Consider the following 18,527-nt stretch of genomic DNA (forward strand, 5'->3'; position numbering starts at 1 on the left):
GTCGTCATCGGCCCTGGCGCGCGAGCTTTCCCCTCAGCTCGGACGGCAGCTCGTCGCCGACCGAGATGAGCCGGCTCCACTCCTCGTCGGTGACGGTCAGCGTGCCCGCGCGGCCCGTGAGGAAGTTGGCGCAGAGGAAGTAGTGACCCATGGGTTCGGGGTAGCTGTAGAACTCGACGGCGCCGGCGCTGCTGTGCCAGCCGACCGAGCTGGTGCGGTTGTCGACGAGCTGGTCGGGGTCGTCGCCGCTGAGCTCGAGGTCGCAGAGGAGCGAGGCGAGCTTCGTCTGCGTGCAGTAGGGCTCGGTCGCGGTATGCGAATGACCGCTCGCGGTGTAGCGGCGGACGTCGCAGCCGAGCGGGGTGGTTCCGAGGTACGCGCCGTTGGCGGTCGACGACGATGCCCCGCTCGAGCTCCGCGTGGACGAACCCGACTCGTTCGGCTGCGGGGTCAGCGACCCGAGGAAACCCGCCGCGACGAGGGCGACGAGCAGCCCGCCCGGCACCCGTCGGTGGAGCGCGCGCAGCGCGACGCCCACCAGCTCGCCCAGACCGAGGGCCGGCCGGGTCGGGTTGTCGCCGCGCGGCGTCACCACGGGATGACGTCCGTCGGCGGCTCCGGGTCGGGAGCGACGGCCGATCGTGCGGCGTGCCGACCGGTGCTGGTGAGCGGCTTGCGCAGCCCCAGCCGGGACGGCGAGGAGCTGGTGGACGTGCCGGCCGCGCGGCGCATGTGATCCCCCGACGAATGCGCTCGACCCGCCCTGGCGGCGGATCGTCGATCTCCTCATCGCGACGGCCGGTCGATCGTTAGCGGGAACCACGAACGAGCGGTCCGCAGTTCGATTGACCTACTCACCGCTCCTCTTTTAGGATCGCAACGCGTTGCCGACCACGAGGGAGAACCACGTGTCCTCGACATCCCCCGCCGACCTCCCGGTCGCCACCGTCATCCCGGTGTCGGACATGGACCGCTCCCGCGAGTTCTACGAGGAGACCCTCGGTCTCGCCGGGGAGGCCGTGCCGGGCGGCGGCCACTTCCTGCGGGCGGGCGGCGGCACCCTCCTCTACCTGATGAGCAACGCCGGCTACGCCGGTCGGGCGGGGTGGCCGCTGGCCTCGTTCCAGACGCACGATCTGCCGGGGACGGTCGCCGACCTCCGGCGCCGCGGTGTCGTCATGGAAGAGATGGACGACGACCCGCCGTGGAAGACCGACGAGCGCGGCATCGCCGACTTCGGGACCGTGCTGATCGCGTGGTTCCGCGACCCGGACGACCAGGTGATCTCGGTGGTCCAGCCGACGTAGGGCTCAGCCGTCCCGTCGCGGCACGTACCGCGACGCCACGACCCCTCCGTCGAACTCCTCACGGCCGACGAGCTCCAGCGCGAGGGGCTGCGCGAGTCCGGCGAACAGCGTCGGGCCGTGCCCGGCGAGCCGCGGGTGCACCCAGAACTCGTACTCGTCGATGAGCCCGAGGTCCGCCAGGGCGAGCGGGAGCTGGACGCCGCCGCAGTACAGCTCCTCGCCGGGCTCGTCCTTCAGACGGCGGACGGTGGCCTCGAGATCGTCGGGGCGCACCAGCTCCGCGTTCCAGTCGACGTCGTCGAGCGTGCTCGAGACGACGTACTTCCGGGCGGCGTCGATGCTGCGGGCGAAGAGGCCCGGGTTCGGGCCGGCCGCTTCCTCCCGCCAGAACTCCATCAGCTCGTAGGTCTTCCGCCCGAAGATCACGGCGTCGGCCCGGGCGATCATGTCCGCGGCGCGCTGGTGAACCCCTTCGCTGGGCGTGCCCTCGCGATGGTCGACGCAGCCGTCGAGCGTGACGTTGATCGAGTACCGGAGAGATCGCATTTCAGGACCGTAGCGTCATTCGGTAGGACCGAACAGACCACCGCCGTTGTCGGATGCAGCGTCGGGTTCGGGAACCTCGCGCTCGCCAGGGACGCCGTCGCTCTGGCGGAATCGCTTCGGGAATCGAAGCATTCTCGTGGAAGAGTCGCCCGCCTCGACCCGCCGGCGGACGGCAGGGCTGTCGGTCCGCGATCCGCGGCGGTCGAGATCGTGGTGACGAAACGGGGCACGTCCGGGCCGGACTAGAGCCAGGTGATCCCGTACTCGCGGGAGGCCGCCTCGCGGGCCTCACCGTCGAGGCTGCCGCGGGCCTCCGCGGCGGCAAGGCGGCGGAAGAAACCCTCGAGACCGGCCGGAGAGATGACAACCAGGACGCGCCCCTCGCCGGGCGTCACCCGCCGCTGCGCGTGCGGGGTCCCTCGCGGGGCGAACGCGCTCTCGCCCGCAGCGAGCCGGTGCTCCCGGTCGCCGATCCGGATCACGTGCTCGCCCTCGACGGCGTGGAAGTACTCATCCTCGTTCTCGTGGACGTGCAGCGGGGTGTCCGACAGAGGCGGCAGCTCTTCGATCACCGAGAACGCCCCGCCGGTCGTGGAGCCGTCGACGTGGACCACGAGGGTCAGCCCCGCGAAGGTCAGGACCTCCCGGAAGGCAGGAGCGGCGCCGTGGAGGGAAGTGAGCGGGTCGGCCATGGATCCCTGCCCGGTCTGAACGGTTCATCGGACAGAGGAAGCCTGAACCGGTCCTCGCAGGAGCACAATCACCCGCCGGCCCCATCGCTCCTGGCCGGCTGCTGGTGGGCCCCGTGGGACTCGAACCCACAACCAACGGATCAAAAGATCACAGCAGGTCGACTACTGCCTCCTCTACCAGCAACAACAGTGTCGGCGTGGGCCTCACCGCCCGCACCATGCACCACCGGTAGCCACTGTTTCGCACCACGACCCGCACCACGAGCCGCACCACGAGCCTCAGGACGCCCCAAGGTCCACGCCGATCCCGACGCCCGACCCCTGGAGCTGAAGCATCGAGCGGTGCGGACCTTCAGCGGGACCGAGGTCGGAAACGAGGTTGCCCGTGGCAGGGGATACGGGGCGGTCGGCGCTCGGGACCATGTCCGGCGTCCTATCCCGTCGCGGCGGGCGACCAGCGCCAACGAATCAGTTTCTGGTCGAAGGTCATCCACACCGAGCCGTTCGACGTCGCCGCCGGAGCCCACTGTGAGTCGCGGCCGTCCGGAGCGGTCCACGACTCCCCCCATGTTGTGACGTCGGAGGCGGCGTCCCAGCGCGCGATGTCGCAACCGCCGCGGGCGTCGTTCTCCGGGCAGTACCACCCGGCGGTCCAGAAGCGGCCATCCCGCCCCGCGACTCCGTATCCAGACGCTGAGAGGCCGTTCTTATCGATGAAGACACGAGCAACCGGGTCGTACACGGAACCCTGCGTGCAGCCTGCCTTCCATCCGGCGCCGCCATGATGGAGTACGACGCCCCCGGACCCCAAGATGCCCATCACGGTCGGCGAGAAGCGCTCCGGACACTGTCGCGTCGCCGGGATGGGCACCTCGCGTTCGGTGGTCGTTCCGTCGGGGGCGAGTGAGAGAAGACTCCAGGTTCCGTCGTGCCCGTAGCTGGTGAACCACAGGGTGCTGTTGTCGGCGACGCCCGGCGACCAGTGGAAGCGATCGGAGCCTGGGGGGCGAACGAGGTCACCAGCTGTGCCGTCGCTGCTCAGCAGGTAAGCCACTTCGCCCCTCATCACCCACAATCCGCCGTTGGGTAAGGACACGAGATTCGCGGGGTCATAGAGCGGGTCGAAGTTCATCGCCTCGATGGCGGCGGGCTCGGCGACTTCGGTCCTGCTGCCGTCGGCAGCGAAGCGCACCAGGCCCGAGGACCCGTCGTCTGCCTGGGCCGGCACCCAAACGTTGCCCGCGTCGTCGACTCCGGGCTTGCGGGTGGACTCGCGCAACCGAGCGTCGTAGGGGAGCGGCAGGACACGTTCGAGTGCGCCGGAGTCCTGATCGAACCCCACGACACCGTAGGTGCGGCCAAAGGTGAGCTCACAGCTCGGACAGGACCACACTGCCGACGCGTACACGCGTCCGTCGCGGCCGGCGACCGGCTCGGACATCCCCCGAAGGCCGGGGAGCTCGGGGTAGTCGTTCGACGTGCGCTCGACCGTGCCGACCGTTTCGGCGGGTACCTCGGCGCTTCCAGTGGTGCCCGCTCCTCGGTCCACGAGACGCTCCCCGATCTCGCGCCCGGCAGCACGAGCGTCCTCACCGCAATAGGCGTCGCAGTCCGTGTGGGTCTGCAGGCCGTCGGCGACGGCGAGAGGGATACTTGCAGCAGGCTGAGTCGTCAGAATTCTGGTGGTGTCACACACGAGGTCGCCATCCGCGCACAGCTGCGTGGTGATCTCGTGCAGGGACTCGGGGATGTCGGCCACCGGCTCGTAGTCCTCGAGGCACGACGGCCGACCAACTGGGGGCAGGAATCCGAGGGCCTCGCAGAGGCCGGCAGTGGTCGAAGGTGTAGTGCCTTCGCTGCTCAGGTTCCGCACCTCTGATAGCGGTAGCCGTGCGGGGTCGGCGACAAGCACCGCGCCCATGATTGTTGACGTCGCCCGCTGGTCCTGCGATGCGGTGTCCACGAGATAGTTGTGCAGTGCCAGCGCACCTTGCGAGTAGCCGACGAGCACGAGCCGTGGTGGCTCGCGAATCGAGTCGCACTGCGCGGTGATCTGGCCTACTGCCTGCGAGAAGCCGGTCTCGGCCTCGCGCTCGCCATCGAAGTAGTCCGCGATATCGGTCCGCACCGCATCAAGCCGGGCGCGGGTCGGCCGGTCGAGGAACGCCGGGATCGAGGCCGCCATGGAGCCGACCGACAACGCCGGATAGTTCAGGTTGATCGTCTGCGAGGTGACGCTGCGTCCACTTCGAGCCACTTCGGCGCGGAGCCCTTCAAGGATGGCCGCGGTCTCCGGCGATCCGGCCAGGCTTTCGGTGCCCTCCTCCGAGGGCTGGCCCGACCCACGTGCGCTTACGAAGACGACGTCGGGGCAGATATCCGCCGGCGCGGCCGACACTGCCGCGGGCCCGAGTGGTGCTGCCAGCGCGGCGAGCAGGACGACGATCAGCGCAGACAGCTTCGCGCGGTGCACGCCGATCACCGCCGAGCTCCGGCGGAGCCGCAGCGCCCGCCACGCCGAGCGGTCAGAGCCGTGACAAGCAATACCAGGATGGCGGCCACAACGACGAGGACGGCTGCCGCCACAGCGGTGATGCGGACACCGTCGCCCGCCTCGACCCCTCCCTGCGGATAATCCTGGGAGCCGTCGACCGCCGTTTCAGCAGCGTCGAGGCCTGCACCGCTTCCGGCCGACCCGAGACCTCGTCCGCTGGTGTCCGCGGCAGCCTCGCTGTCCGACTCCCCTACGACCTCCTCCGAAGCAGGCGCAGTGCGATCAGCAGATACGCCACCAGGCGGACTGGACGCACCCGACGGACTGCTCCCTGATGGGCTGCCCGCGCTACTGCCGCCGCCGCTACTGCCGCCGGTGCTACCGGCCCCGTTGCTGCCGCCGCCGCTGGTTCCCCCACCCGTCAGGCCTCCGCCGCCACTCCCAGGTTCGTCTCCGGTCCCAGGTGACTCTCCGTCGCTGCACGCCTCAATTGCTGACGCTTCCGCGGCGAGAGCCAATTGCTGGTAGTAGAACGCGTCGTCGTCCTCGGGCAGACCGGCGCTGAAGCCCTCGGCGAGACGTCGAGCCAAGTCCCGCTCTGAAACTGCAGCTGCACACGTCGGGACCCCGTGTAGCCGACCGTCGTCAGGGATCGGATAGCCCGGGCACAGGGCAACAGCCCGGTCCACCCGCTTTGCGTCCAGATCGCCTTGCGCAGCCTGCGAGCCCGGCGAACTCGAAGCCACCCGATCGACCACGGCTCGATACGCGACAACTTGCGGGTCGATGTCGAGGATGGCCTCGCACGAGGAATCAGGGACGGCCGCGTCGCCCGGCCCCTGCACACCGCTCTCCGCGCCTTGCTGTTCGTTGAGGTTCGGACCCAATCCGACCGTCGATGCGTAGTGGGCAACGACTCGCGACGCGATCTCTCCGCCCCCGACATGAAGCGCTCCCGCGGCGCTTGCAGCACCGACACTCACACCACTGAGAAGAAGAACCGACGCCGAGGCGGCCGTCAGGCGCGCACCGATCTTCCCGCGCCGGGCGAGATCCCCCACCAACCCGCCTCCACTCAGTCGCTCGGGCCGCGATCGTCTGGTCCTGCCGCTCGTCGTCCAGCACAACGACGTCGTTACCGACCCGAGGTCACCCCGCTGCCACCACGACACCTCCACCTGGCGCGACCCGGCGTCCGACGTCGGAACGACAGCTCCCTCGGCGAGCGCGACCGAGGCGTCGGGCTCGCCCCAGGCATGGGCCTGATGCTGTGCTGTCATGTCCGGCGCGCTGTCCGAGCTCGTCGACATCGTCGAAGACCTGGCGGGCTGGGTCTGGTTTCCCCGTCGGCCAGGTCCTCTCGGAGCGCACCGGGACCAGGGGCCAGGTGGAGCACCCGACGAGCCGAACGACCTGGGCCCCTAGTCCTGGGGTGCTATGTCCTCGTGGTGGCTGGCGGGGAGACCTGAACCGAGTACCGCACGAGCCTGGCCATCGCCGAGCGCCTGGCCGGCGCCGACCCCGGCAACGCCGGCTACCAGCGCGACCTCGCCGTCAGCCACGAACGCCTCGGGGACCTCGCCGTCGCCGCCGGCGACAGCGCCACCGACGATTCCCACATCTAACGTCCAGCGAGCTCCTGAAGGCGAGCTAGCGCCTCGCGACGCGCTTCGTTGTCATGGAACCGGTTATCGGGTCGAGCCGGGCTGGCTGCGCGCCAGCGGTGACTGTGGTCGTCGAGGGGCCCGGCTGGTCTGCGCACGTAAACCCGCGCTGAAGGACGTTCAGGCCGTCGCTCGACGTCTGGTGCTCGATGTGGCACTCACCGTCGTCAGGGGCGCGGACCAGTACGTAGTTGCCGTCATGTCCGTGCCGTGGCGACGCGGTGGATGCTGGCCCCCGTGACGACCACGCGGAGCACCAACGTTGCCACCGTCCAGGGCGCGTACGACGCCTTCAACAGCGGCGACGTGCCAGGGGTCCTCGCGGTGATGCAGTCCGACATCGAGTGGATCGAGTGTGCCGGGCCTTATCAGGGCCGCTACGTCGGACCCCAGGCGATCGTGGACGGCGTGTTCGCCCCGGTTCCCGGGGACTGGAGCGAGTTCACGGTGATTCCAGACGAGTTCCTGGAGGCCGGGGACGTGGTCGTCGTGCTCGGCTGGTTCGCCGGGACCGCTCGGGAGAGCGGCACGTCGTTCCGATCCCGGTTCGCGCACGTGATCCGGATGCGTGACGGGCTGGAGGCCTCCTTCGAGGACATCTCCGATGCCCACGCTCTCCACGTTGCGCTCGGCCACTGACGAGTAGCTGTGTTCCCACCGCGGGACCGACGGTCCCCGGTTGCCGCCGAGGAAGCGTCGTCAGCGGAGGTCGATCGTGCCGTTGTACATCTACGAGGCCGCCTACACGTCTGAGTCGCTGGCGGCCCAGATTCGCGAGCCCCAGGATCGCCTGGAGGCCACCCGGGCCCTCTACGACGCTGCCGGCGTCACCGTCGTGGCCGCCGGTCATCCCCTCGGCGAGCGCGACGTAGTGATCGTCTTCGACGCCCCGGACGACACCGCAGCGGCCAGCGTGGCGTTGACCATCGGCGCGGGAGGGGCGGCCCGGTCGGGTCGAACGACGCGCCTGTTGAGTACCCAGGAGTGGAAGCAGTCGCTGGAGCGCGCACAGGACGTGGCGTCTCAGTACCGGCCCGCGCGGTGATCAGGCGGAGCCTGACGGCCCGAGCCGGCATCGCCGCCAGGGCGCGCCGTGCTCGAGCATCGAGCGGCGCCGGCGAAGCATCTATACGACTGACGTTGACAGGCGACGACGAACCGGGCGCTGGCCAGAGACTGGTGGGCCCCGTGGGACTCGAACCCACAACCAACGGATTAAAAGTCCGTAGCTCTGACCCATTGAGCTAGAGGCCCGCGACCGCGCTGAGCCGCAGCACGAGCCTAACCGGGCACCCGCGGAGCAGGGCGAACCACCGACACGTTGAGCCGTTCGGCGCATCCGCCGTGGCGTTCGGCGAACGCCTCACGGCGACCAGATGCGTGCGCGCTCCGCGCACGGAGCCCCACTCGGTGCAACCGGTCGTGCCCCGCCCGGTGATCCGGTGTGACACCTGGAGGCCGCGACCGAGCGTTTCACCAGCTCAGAAGCACATATCTCGAGAACACGCCGCCGACCACCGAGACACGCCGGGACGAAACGCCGAGCACCGGCCTGACCCTGCGTCACCGATGGTCACCGTCGGGTCACTGTCGTGCGGCGACCCGGAAACGAGTACGAACAGCGGGTACCGGAGGTCCCGCCTCCGGGACGCACGACCGATGCGGTAGGTCGAGCACTCCCCGTTCTCGACGCCTCACCCGCCGCGACGGTTGCCCGCGGGCCCCGACGGCACGCTTGACGACTCAGGCGGGCCGGCCGCACGGAGAGGAGCCACCGCATGTCGATGGCCGTCGTCATGTCCGAGATGCCCGACGTCTGGCGCAAGGTGCTCGCCGAGCACGTGCCGGACGGGCAGCAGCTCTGCCGCGAGTGCTTCCAGGGCGGGTCCCGCGCGAGCTGGCCGTGCCAGACCTATCGGATCGCCCAGGAGGCGAAGTGGGTCGCCGAGGGCGGCCTGCCGGGCACCGGCCCCCACGGCCCCGGGCCGAGCCGGACCCGGATCAGCGCTCCGGAGCCCGAGTCCCGCTCCTCGCTCGACGCGCCGTCCGACTCCCTGCCCCTCGGCTCGTCCCCCTCGGCGCTCGACGGGCCGCTGGGCCGGTCCGACGCCCTCGGCCGCTACGACGAGCCCGTCGGCAGCTGGGCCTCCGCCCTCGACGACCGCCCGCTCGCGGGCGACCCGCGCGGGGAGACCTCGGCGCCCGTCACGGGAGAGCGTCCGTACGGCTCGGACTTCGACGCGCCCTACGGCTCGTCCTTCGGTGTCGACGACCGCCTGCACGCCTCGCGCTGGTAGCGGGCCCCGGAGACAGGAAGGCCCCCGGAGCGGCTTCCCGTCCCGTCCGGCGATGCCGGGCGGATCGGGCCCCGACTGGACGACGGTCGGGGGCTCCGGGGGCTGGTGTCCTGCCTGGATTCGCTGGCCGCCCTGCCGCAGGATCACTGCCTGCGGTCCGGCCACTCCACGGCCTTCGAGCGACTAGCTGACGGACACCTCACGAGTCCTGTCGTTCATCAACGCTGGACCACCTCCTCTCCCGTGTACATCCCAACGTAGGCGCGGATCGATCACCCCGCAAACGGCTTCGCGCACCCCTCCGTTGACAGACAACCGAACGGTTCCCTATGCTCGATCAGGCAACCTCCTGGTTGCCTGATCGGAGTGGTGATGGACGACGTGTTCCGTGCCCTCGCCGACCCCAGTCGGCGGGCGCTGCTCGACGCCCTGCGCGATCGCGGCGGCCAGTCGCTGCGCGAGCTGTGCGACGGCCTCGCGATGACCCGGCAGGCCGTCGCGAAGCACCTCGGGGTGCTGGAGGAGGCCGGGCTCGTCGTCACGTCGTGGCACGGGCGCGAGAAGCACCACCACCTCAACGCCGCGCCGATCAACGACGTCGCCGACCGGTGGATCCGGCGGTACGACCGGGCGCGGGCGGAGGCCCTCGCCGACCTCAAGACCGCGCTCGAGGAGACCGAGATGACCGACGACTTCGTCTACGTGACCTACATCCGCACCACGCCCGAGAAGCTCTGGCAGGCACTGACCGACCCGGCGTGGATCACCCGCTACTTCGACGGCGGTGGCCCGAGGTCGGACTGGGCCCCGGGCTCGACGGTGCTGTGGTCGATGCAGGGCGAGGAACACCACGACTGGGACCAGCGCGTCCTCGAGGCCGACCCGCCCCGGCGTCTGTCGTACAGCTGGCACAACTACCAGCCCGAGATGGCGGAGATGTTCGGGTGGAGCGACGAGCGGCTCGCCGAACTGCAGCAGGAGAAGATCTCGAAGGTCACGTTCGACATCGAGCCGGCCGGTCAGGCCGTGAAGCTCACCGTCACCCACGACGACTTCGCGCCCGGCAGCGAGATGCGCGCGGGCGTCTCCGAGGGCTGGCCCGGCATCCTGTCGAACCTCAAGTCGGTGCTCGAGACCGGCGAGATCGCGGTTACGGGGTGAGGTGCCGCCAGGCGGCGAGGTCGTCGGCGGAGCGGGTGTTGACGATCCGGTCGATCGGCACCTCGCACTCCTCGGCGCGCTCGGCGCCGTAGGGCTGCCAGTCGAGCTGGCCGGGGGCGTGCGCGTCGGTGTCGATGACGAACTCGCACCCCGCCGCCAGGGCCTGACGCAGGAGCGGGCGCGGAGGGTCGAGGCGCTCCGGCCGTGAGTTGATCTCCACGGCCACGCCGTTCTCGATGCACGCGTCGAACACGGCCTCGGCGTCGAACGTCGACGGCGGCCGCGTCCCCCGTCCGCCGGTGACCAGACGGCCCGTGCAGTGCCCGAGCACGTTGACCAGCGGGTGCGACACCCCGGCGATCATGCGGGCGGTCATGAGCTCGCTCGGCGCCCGCAGCTTCGAGTGCACGCTGGCGACCACGAAGTCGAGCTCCTCGAGGAGATCGTCGGGGGCGTCGATGTCACCGTCCTCGAGGATGTCGACCTCGATGCCGCGCAGCAGGCGGAACGGCGCGAGCTCCTCGTTGACCTGCGCGATCACGTCGAACTGACGACGGCGCCGCTCGGGGGTCAGGCCGTTGGCGACGGTGAGGTTCTCGGAGTGGTCGGTGAGCACCATCCACTCGTGGCCGAGGTCGCGGGCCGTGCGGGCCATCTCCAGGATGTCGCTGCCGCCGTCGGACCACGTCGAGTGCGTGTGGCAGTCGCCGCGCAGCGCCGCGCGGATGTCCGCGCCGCCCGCCACCGGCTCGGTGTGGCGCGACTCGAGGTCGGTCAGCGTGACCGACGTCCCGCCGTCGAGGACCTCCGTGACGACCGCGGCGGTCTTCTTCCCGACGCCCTTGAGGTCGGTGAGGGTGCCGGCGCGGGCGCGGCTCGCGACGTCGTCGGGGTCGAGCTCGGCGAGCTTGTCGGCCGCGGAGCGGTAGGCCTTCACCCGATAGGTCTCGGCCCGCTCACGCTCGAGGTAGAAGGCGACGGCGCGCAGTGCGGCGATCGGGTCACCGTCGACGGGAAGGGCGGTCACGTGGTCAGGGATACCCCACCCGGAGCCGCCGCGGGCCACGGCGACGCGGACAATCGCTGAGGAGCGACGTCATGGAGGTGGTCTGCTCGTGCGGGTGACCGGAGTCGGGCACGCGGGAATGCGCTTCGAGACCACGGGCGGCAGCGTGCTGTGCGACCCGTGGGTGAACCCCACGTTCTTCGCGTCGTGGGTGCCGTTCCCGGACAACACGCAGCTGGACTGGCGTGCGCTGGGGGACTGCGACTACCTCTACGTCTCCCACCTGCACCGCGACCACTTCGACGCGGACAACCTGCGCGACAACGTCTCCAAGGACGCCCGCGTCCTGCTGCCGGACTACCCCACCGACGAGCTCGAGAACGAGCTGCGCGCGCTGGGCTTCAAGCACTTCGTGCGCACCGAGACCGGCGTCCCGCAGGAGCTCGACGGCGGCCTCCGGTTCATGATCACGTCGCTCAAGGGGCCGGGTGACGGGCCGATCGGCGACTCGGCGCTCTCCCTCGACGACGGCACGGCGCGCGTCGTCAACCAGAACGACGCGCACCCGCTCGACATCCCGAAGCTGCTGGAGTTCGGCGCCTACGACGCGCACTTCACGCAGTTCTCCGGCGCGATCTGGTGGCCGATGGTCTACGACCTGCCCAAGGCCGCGAAGCGCGAGTTCGCCCGCCGCAAGCGCATCGGCCAGGAGGACCGGGCCATGCGCTACATCCGCGAGGTCGGGGCGCCGCACATCTTCCCGACGGCCGGCCCGCCCTGCTTCCTCGACGACGAGCTGTTCCGGTGGAACGGCCTGGGCTACGAGGGCGTCGAGGACGAGTCGATCTTCACCGACCAGTGGGAGTTCCTGGGTCGGATGCGCGAGCTGGGGCATGACGGTGGCCACCTGCTGCTGCCGGGCACCACCGCCGAGATCGGACACGGCACCGTCGACGACCTGACGCACCCGGTCAGCGACGCCGAGATCGAGACGATCTTCCTCGACAAGGAGCGCTACCTGCGCGACTTCGCCGAGCGGGCCCGTCCGGCGATCGACGCGCAGAAGGCGCGCTGGTCGGCGCCGCAGCCCGACATCCTGCGCCAGCTCAAGGAGTGGATCGAGCCGCTGATGAAGCGCGCCGACCACATGTGCGACGGCATCGGCGGGCCGGTCCGCATGGACCTGCACGAGATGCCCGCGGACACCCCGGGCGTCGACGCCGACGGCACGCTCTCGCTCGCGTTCGACTTCCCCGCCCGCGAGATCCGCGTCTGGAACGGCGAGCAGGCCCGCTACCGCTGGGGTGTGCCGGCGACGCTCGTGCAGACGAACATCGACACCGGCGAGGTCGACTGGTCGAACTCGCTCTTCCTCTCGGTGCGCTTCTCCGCCACCCGCGTGGGCCAGTACAACGAGTACCTCTACACGTTCTTCAAGTGTCTGTCCGAGGAGCGGATGGACTACGTGGAGAACTGGTACGACGCGCAGAACGACGACGGGCGCGACATCGAGCTCGACGGGTGGACGGTGCAGGCGCGCTGCCCGCACCTCTCGGCGGACCTGTCGAAGTTCGGTTCCGTCGACGGCGAGATCCTGACGTGCTCGCTGCACAACTGGAAGTTCAACCTCCGGACCGGCCGCTGCCTGACCTCGGCGGGGCACGAGATCCGCGCCGCCAAGATCCAGAACTGAGAGCTGGGAGAGTAGGAAGCGTGCTGCGCATCGGTCCCCTCGAGCTGCCGACGCCGGTCGTGCTCGCGCCGATGGCGGGCATCACCAACGTCGCGTTCCGTCGCCTCTGCCGCGAGCAGGGCGCCGGGCTCTACGTCTGCGAGATGATCACCGCGCGAGCGCTGGTGGAGAAGCACCCCGGCACCGCGGAGATGATCGCCTTCGACGCGGACGAGAAGCCGCGTTCGATGCAGCTCTACGGCGTGGACCCGGTGACGATCGGGCGCGCGGTCGACCGCATCGTCGACGAGGACCTCGCCGACCACGTCGACCTCAACTTCGGCTGCCCGGTACCCAAGGTGACGCGCCGCGGCGGCGGGGCCGCGCTGCCGTTCAAGCGCCGGCTGTTCGGCTCGATCGTGCGCACGGCGGTCGAGGCGGCGTCGCGCGGCGGGCTGCCGCTGACGGTGAAGATGCGCGTCGGCATCGACGACGACCACGTGACGTTCCTCGACGCCGGGCGCATCGCGGCCGACGCCGGGGCGGCGTCCGTGGCGCTGCACGCGCGCACGGCGTCGCAGCGCTACTCGGGGCACGCCGACTGGGACCGGATCACGCAGCTGCGCGACGCCCTGCCCGCGACGACGCCGGTGCTGGGCAACGGCGACATCTTCGCGGCGTCCGACGCCGTCGCGATGATGGAGAAGACCGGGTGCGACGGGGTGGTCGTGGGGCGCGGGTGCCTCGGGCGGCCGTGGCTCTTCGGCGAGCTCGAGGCGGCCCTGGCCGGACGCCCGATCCCGACCCCGCCGACGCTCGGCGAGGTCGCGGAGGTCATGCGCCGGCACGTCGAGCTGCTCATCGCCCACCACGGCCACCACAAGGGCGTCCGCGACTCGCGCAAGCACATGTCCTGGTACCTCCACGGTTTCGCGGTCGGTTCGGAGCTGCGCCGGGAGCTCGGGATGATCGACGGCCTCGACCGTCTCGACGAGCTCCTGGCCCGGCTCGACCCGGACCTGCCCTTCCCCGCCGACGCCGACGGGCCGCGCGGCCGGCAGGGCTCGCCGGCCCACGTGACGCTGCCCGAGGGCTGGCTCGACGACCCCGAGGACGACACCGTGCCGGCGGCCGCCGACGTCATGCACAGCGGCGGCTGACGCTACTCTTCGTACCCAACGCCGAGTTCACGTCACGGGCTGGCACAGGCCGTTCTCGCAGGACCACCGGCGCGGGCGACTCAAGGTGGGCCGAACGGGTCGCCGCCTGATCCGTCTACGCAGCGTCACCTGCGCCGGACGACTGAAGTTGGTGGCGACGCGGGGAATGACCGTTACACGGCGGTGATCCGGGGCGACACTGGAGGCAGGGACGGAGGTGGTGTCTGTGCGGCTGGTCGGGCTGCTCCACGGGCGTGGGAGCACGGCGGGGACGACCGTCGGGTCGGCGCACGACACCGGCGCCGAGGCCCCGGCCCACCCCCCGATCACTCGCGAGACGCCCGTCACCTGCGGGTTCCCCACCGCGCCGATCGTCGGCCTCGACACGGTCCCCTCCCCGGAGCCGACGCCCGACGGGCGCGCCGACCAGGCCCGGGCCCACGAGGCTGCCGCCGAGGTCCTCGCCGACCGGGGCGACTGGCGCCGCGCGTACCACCACATGAAGGCCGCCGTCTCGCTCGTGCGCGACGAGCAGACGCTGCCCGCCGGCGTGCCCGATCAGTTACGCGTCGAGGTCGATCGTCTCCGTCGCGAACGGGCCGAGGCGCGGGAGCAGAGCCGCCGCGACAGCCTCACGGCCACCTGGAACCGCCGCTACCTCGACGAGCGTCTGGGCACGCTGCGTGAAGGATCGGCCGGGTCCTCGGCGTGCGTCGCGCTCGCCGACGTCGACCACTTCAAGGAAGTGAACGACACCCACGGCCACGCCCTCGGCGACGAGGTGCTGCGCCGCCTCGTCGACCTCATGAGCGAGGACCTCCCCGAGGACGGCTTCTGCGCCCGCTACGGCGGCGAGGAGTTCGCCCTCGTCCTGCCGGGCGCCGACCCGGCCGAGGCGGTGCGGGTGTGCGAGGAGGCCCGCGCCCGCGTCGACGCGCACCCGTGGCACGAGATCGCGGAGGACCTGCGGGTCACGGTCAGCGTCGGCGTCGCCTGCCTGGGCGACGCCACCCGGCCCGGGTCGCCGGGTCTCGACGCCGCGGACGCCCTGCTCTACGTCGCCAAGCGGGCCGGTCGCAACGCCGTGGCCTACCGCGACGGCGCCGACGGCGAGGTGCGTCTCGCCGGCGCGGCGTCCGGTCGCCGGGGCATCGCGGCCGCCGCACGCCGCGCGTTCCCGTCCGCGTGAGCCGAACCTGAACGTCCGCGCATTCTCCTGTCGCCCGGTCGTGTGGTGCCCGTTGTGTCCGGGTGTCCGCGTGGCGTAGTGGGGCCGACGCCGGGGGGTCCGCGACGCGCCGTAGTATCCCGCTGCTGACCTCCCCGGACCGGGTCGACCGTTCGGGGGCCGCGACCCCTCGAGGAGCTGCGTGACCGACGACCGCGCCGGTGACCCGGTCCGGGGCTCCCGCCCCGCGACGACCGGATCCGACGCGGTTCGCACGTCCGCCCTCGGCGGCCCGGCGTCGGCGCCGTTCCGCATCCCTGTCGCCACTCCCGCCGGTCGGCGCCCGACGATGGTGCGCCTGACACGCCGCAGCGGGCCGCGCCTCGGGCTGCGCTCGCCGAGTGCGGCGCTCGCGTCACACGGCTCCTCGGCGGTTTCGGCGCCCAGGACTCCGTCGTCGGGCATCCCCTCGCCCGCCGCGGCGTCCCCGCCCTCCACCCGGGCGCCCGTCGACGCCGTCACCCTCCCCGCGGGCCAGGTGCCCGCGCGGGCCGTCACGCGGGTCGGCTCGCCGGCCGCGCCCTCCCCCGCGGAGCCGCCGACGGAGGCGTCGACCGTCGTCACGCCCCCGCCCCGCTACACCCGCAGCGCCCCACCACCGCCCCGCGCGGCACCGGGTCCCGACGCCGAGCCCGCCCCGGTCCCGACGGCGCCCGTCGCGCCGACGCCGCCGACTCCGCGGACGCCGCCGCCGCCACCGACGGCCGAGGTACCGGCCGACGGACCGGTCGCCACCCGACCGCCCGACCCGCTCCCCGACCCGGCCCCCGATCCGCCCGCCGCCCCGCCCGCGGCCCCGCCCGCGGCCCCGCCGCCCGCCGATCCGGATGCGCGTCGCCGCCCGGCCGCCGAGGCGCGGGAGGGTGAGACCGACTTCGCCGCGACGTCCGCGGTGCTCGCCTCCGTCGGCGTCCGGCTCGCGGCGTGGCGGCGCGGGTGGACGTGGCCCCGGGTGATGCGGCTGATGACCGCCACCTGCGCGGTCCTCGTCGTCGTGGTGTGCGGGCTCGGGTGGGGTGCGGCGTCGTGGGTCGAGGCCGCGGTGCGCCAGATCGGGGCGCTCGACCCGAACTCGCCGGCGATCCAGGACGCCGCCGCGCAGGTGGGCGACCAGAACTTCCTCGTCGTCGGCTCGGACAGCCGGGCGGGGGCACCGGCCTCGGAGGACGCCGGCGACACCGCCGACGTCCCGGGCGCCCGCACCGACACGATCATGATCGTGCACGTGCCCGAGGACCGGACGGGCGTCACCGTCGTGTCCTTCCCCCGTGACCTGGAGATCACCCGTCCTGCCTGCGAGCGCTGGGACCCGGTGTCGGGGGCGTACTCGCCGGACATGCTCCCGCCGACCCCGCGGGTCAAGCTCAACTCCGCGTACGCCGCCGGCGGGCCGCGCTGCGTCACGCGCGCGGTCCAGGAACTGTCCGGTCTCGCGATCAACCGCTTCCTCGGCGTCGACTTCCAGGGCTTCCAGGGCATGGTCGACTCCGTGCGCGGCGTGCCGATCTGCGTCGAGCGGCCGGTGAAGGACGGCATCCTCGGCCCGATCATCGACCGGCCCGGCCCGACCGTGCTCTCGGGACAGCAGGCGCTCGACTACGTCCGCGCCCGGCACGTCGAGGGCGACCCGTCCAGCGACTACGGCCGCATCCAGCGCCAGCAGCGCTTCCTCGGCGCCCTGCTGCGCTCGGTGCTCTCGGCCGGGACGCTGCTCGACCCGAGCCGCCTCAACGGGCTCGTCGAGGCGATCTCGCGGTCGACGTTCGGGGAGAACATCGGCTCCGACCAGCTCCTGACGCTCGCGCAGTCGCTCGGGAGCCTCGACCCGCAGTCCGTCAGCTTCGTGACCGTCCCGACCACGGGCATCGCCAACGACCGCGGCAACGAGGTCCTGCGCCCGGCCGAGGAACGGGCGATGTTCACCGCGATCATCGAGGGTCGCCCGTTGCCGGGGACGCCGGGCGCTCCCGCGGCGCCCGCCCCGGCCCCCGCCCCCGTCGACGTGCGCCTGGTCGACGCCCGGTCGCCGGCGGACTCGTCGGACTCGTCGGAGTCGTCGGAGTCGTCGGACTCATCGGACTCGTCGGGGGAGAGCAGCGACGAGGACGGCGGCGACGACGGCGGGTCGTCGGAGTCCCGTGTCCCGAGCGGCCCGTCCGCGGCGACGGTGGCCGAGCGTCTGCGGGGAGCCGGCTTCGGCGTCGTCCCCGACGACAGCGGCATCTCCACCGACAGCTCCGGGACGGCGATCCGCTACTCGCCGGACCAGGCCGTGGCCGCGCAGTCCCTCGCCGCCGCCGTGCCGGGCGCGACGCTCGAGCCGAGCGCCACGGGGTCCGGCACCCTGACCCTCGTCCTCGGCGACGACTTCTCCGGCCGCATCCGATCGAGCGCCGGCCCGTCGGGCGGCGCCCCCGCGGCACCGGTCAACCCCACGATCACCGCGGCCGACGCGTCCTGCGCCTGACGCCACGCCGCTCGGGGCGGTGATCGACGTTCGGCGTCCGACGGACGAATCGCAGCGACGCGGGTCACCCCTCTGACGTGGGGTTTCCTCCGTCTCGTTCATCCCCGGTTCACGCCGCGGACGGATGCGCGACGGCGGCTCCGCGTAGGTTGCGCGGTATGCGCACGGCCTACCACGAGAAGCTGGACGCCCTCTCGGGCGAGCTGGCCGAGATGTCCCTCATGGCCGGCGAGGCCATGAAGAAGGCGACGGCCGCCCTCCTCGAGGGCGACCTCGACCTCGCCGAAGAGGTCATCTCGGACGACAACAAGATCGACGCCCTGCGCAGCCAGGCCGAGGAGCAGGCGTTCGGCCTCCTCGCCCTGCAGGCGCCGGTCGCGGGTGACCTCCGGTCGGTCATCGCGGCCATCCACTCCGCGGGCGACCTCGAGCGGATGGGCGACCTCGCCCTCCACGTCGCGAAGGCGGCCCGGCGGCGGCATCCCGCCAAGGTCCTCCCCGACGACGTCGCCCCCTACTTCGCCGAGATGGGCCGGGTCGCCCTCGACCTCGCCCAGGACACCCGCCAGGTCATCCTGACCCGCGACGTCGAGCTCGCGTTCACCATGGAGTCCGACGACGACGCCATGGACGACCTGCACCGCCACCTGTTCACCCTGCTGCTGAGCAAGGAATGGCCGAGCGGCGTCGCGCCCGCCATCGACGTGACCCTGCTGGGCCGCTTCTACGAGCGGTTCGCCGACCACGCCGTCGCCGTGGCCCGCCGTGTCGTCTACATGGTCACCGGCAAGATGCCCAACACCCCCGAGGCCTGAGCCTCCCGATCACGACGA

At 71.7% G+C, this 18,527-nt stretch carries 15 protein-coding genes and 1 tRNA gene; 10 read left to right on the plus strand and 6 right to left on the minus strand.

The genetic code is table 11. From position 1 onward, the window contains the following. Positions 1–4 precede the first annotated feature (4 nt). Positions 5–595 carry a hypothetical protein gene (locus tag WCD41_RS19355; RefSeq protein ID WP_337715364.1) on the minus strand — a complete coding sequence of 197 codons (591 nt, stop codon included), beginning with the start codon at positions 593–595 and terminating at the stop codon, positions 5–7. Between the two features lie 313 nt (positions 596–908). Here WCD41_RS19355 and WCD41_RS19360 point away from each other — a divergent pair, with 313 nt between their 5' ends. Beyond that, positions 909–1,307, plus strand: a complete 399-nt coding sequence (locus tag WCD41_RS19360) for a VOC family protein (RefSeq protein ID WP_337715366.1) — start codon at positions 909–911, stop codon at positions 1,305–1,307. Positions 1,308–1,310: 3 nt separating this feature from the next. On the opposite strand, the gene WCD41_RS19365 is transcribed toward WCD41_RS19360, so the two are convergent. The 3 genes from WCD41_RS19365 to WCD41_RS19375 form a co-directional block, all read right to left on the minus strand. Next, the gene (locus tag WCD41_RS19365) at positions 1,311–1,853 is read right to left on the minus strand and encodes a dihydrofolate reductase family protein (RefSeq protein ID WP_337715368.1); all 543 of its coding nucleotides are present in this window, start codon (positions 1,851–1,853) and stop codon (positions 1,311–1,313) included. A gap of 242 nt (positions 1,854–2,095) precedes the next feature. Further along, positions 2,096–2,545, minus strand: a complete 450-nt coding sequence (locus tag WCD41_RS19370; protein ID WP_337715370.1) for a cupin domain-containing protein — start codon at positions 2,543–2,545, stop codon at positions 2,096–2,098. 433 nt (positions 2,546–2,978) lie between these two features. After that, positions 2,979–5,027 carry a cutinase family protein gene (locus tag WCD41_RS19375; protein ID WP_337715372.1) on the minus strand — a complete coding sequence of 683 codons (2,049 nt, stop codon included), beginning with the start codon at positions 5,025–5,027 and terminating at the stop codon, positions 2,979–2,981. 1,913 nt (positions 5,028–6,940) lie between these two features. Between WCD41_RS19375 and WCD41_RS19380 the strand changes: the two genes are divergently transcribed. Together WCD41_RS19380 and WCD41_RS19385 are read left to right on the plus strand one after the other, a co-directional pair. Beyond that, complete coding sequence (locus WCD41_RS19380) at positions 6,941–7,342, plus strand: nuclear transport factor 2 family protein (RefSeq protein WP_337715374.1); 402 nt, start codon at positions 6,941–6,943, stop codon at positions 7,340–7,342. Positions 7,343–7,418: 76 nt separating this feature from the next. Then, positions 7,419–7,748: a GYD domain-containing protein gene (locus WCD41_RS19385; protein WP_337715376.1), complete on the plus strand. Its 330-nt coding sequence runs from the start codon at positions 7,419–7,421 to the stop codon at positions 7,746–7,748. A 132-nt stretch (positions 7,749–7,880) separates the two neighbouring features. On the opposite strand, the gene WCD41_RS19390 is transcribed toward WCD41_RS19385, so the two are convergent. Next, positions 7,881–7,957 (minus strand) — tRNA-Lys (locus tag WCD41_RS19390). A gap of 524 nt (positions 7,958–8,481) precedes the next feature. On the opposite strand from WCD41_RS19390, the gene WCD41_RS19395 reads away from it, so the two are divergent. Both WCD41_RS19395 and WCD41_RS19400 read left to right on the plus strand, forming a co-directional pair. Then, complete coding sequence (locus WCD41_RS19395; protein ID WP_337715378.1) at positions 8,482–9,000, plus strand: hypothetical protein; 519 nt, start codon at positions 8,482–8,484, stop codon at positions 8,998–9,000. Between the two features lie 372 nt (positions 9,001–9,372). After that, the gene (locus WCD41_RS19400; protein ID WP_337715380.1) at positions 9,373–10,161 is read left to right on the plus strand and encodes an ArsR/SmtB family transcription factor; all 789 of its coding nucleotides are present in this window, start codon (positions 9,373–9,375) and stop codon (positions 10,159–10,161) included. Here the strand turns inward: WCD41_RS19400 and WCD41_RS19405 are convergent. Beyond that, on the minus strand, positions 10,151–11,188 hold the full coding sequence (locus WCD41_RS19405; protein ID WP_337715382.1) for a PHP domain-containing protein: 1,038 nt from the start codon (positions 11,186–11,188) through the stop codon (positions 10,151–10,153). The two genes, WCD41_RS19400 and WCD41_RS19405, sit on opposite strands and share 11 nt — an antisense overlap. A gap of 88 nt (positions 11,189–11,276) precedes the next feature. Between WCD41_RS19405 and WCD41_RS19410 the strand changes: the two genes are divergently transcribed. From WCD41_RS19410 to phoU, 5 genes are all read left to right on the plus strand, one after another. Continuing rightward, entirely contained in the window at positions 11,277–12,860 is a 1,584-nt protein-coding gene (locus tag WCD41_RS19410) for a Rieske 2Fe-2S domain-containing protein (RefSeq protein WP_337715384.1), read from the plus strand. A gap of 20 nt (positions 12,861–12,880) precedes the next feature. Continuing rightward, a complete protein-coding gene (dusB, locus tag WCD41_RS19415; protein ID WP_337715385.1) occupies positions 12,881–13,999 on the plus strand; it encodes a tRNA dihydrouridine synthase DusB in 1,119 nt (372 codons plus the stop codon). A gap of 226 nt (positions 14,000–14,225) precedes the next feature. Continuing rightward, positions 14,226–15,188, plus strand: coding sequence for a GGDEF domain-containing protein (locus WCD41_RS19420; protein ID WP_337715387.1), 963 nt, complete (start codon positions 14,226–14,228; stop codon positions 15,186–15,188). A gap of 181 nt (positions 15,189–15,369) precedes the next feature. Then, entirely contained in the window at positions 15,370–17,694 is a 2,325-nt protein-coding gene (locus WCD41_RS19425; protein ID WP_337715389.1) for an LCP family protein, read from the plus strand. A 158-nt stretch (positions 17,695–17,852) separates the two neighbouring features. Further along, positions 17,853–18,509, plus strand: coding sequence for a phosphate signaling complex protein PhoU (phoU, locus tag WCD41_RS19430; protein WP_337715390.1), 657 nt, complete (start codon positions 17,853–17,855; stop codon positions 18,507–18,509). The last annotated feature ends 18 nt before the right edge of the window (positions 18,510–18,527 follow it).

The organism is Actinomycetospora aeridis, from assembly GCF_037400275.1.
GTDB classification, from domain to species: Bacteria; Actinomycetota; Actinomycetes; order Mycobacteriales; family Pseudonocardiaceae; genus Actinomycetospora; species Actinomycetospora aeridis.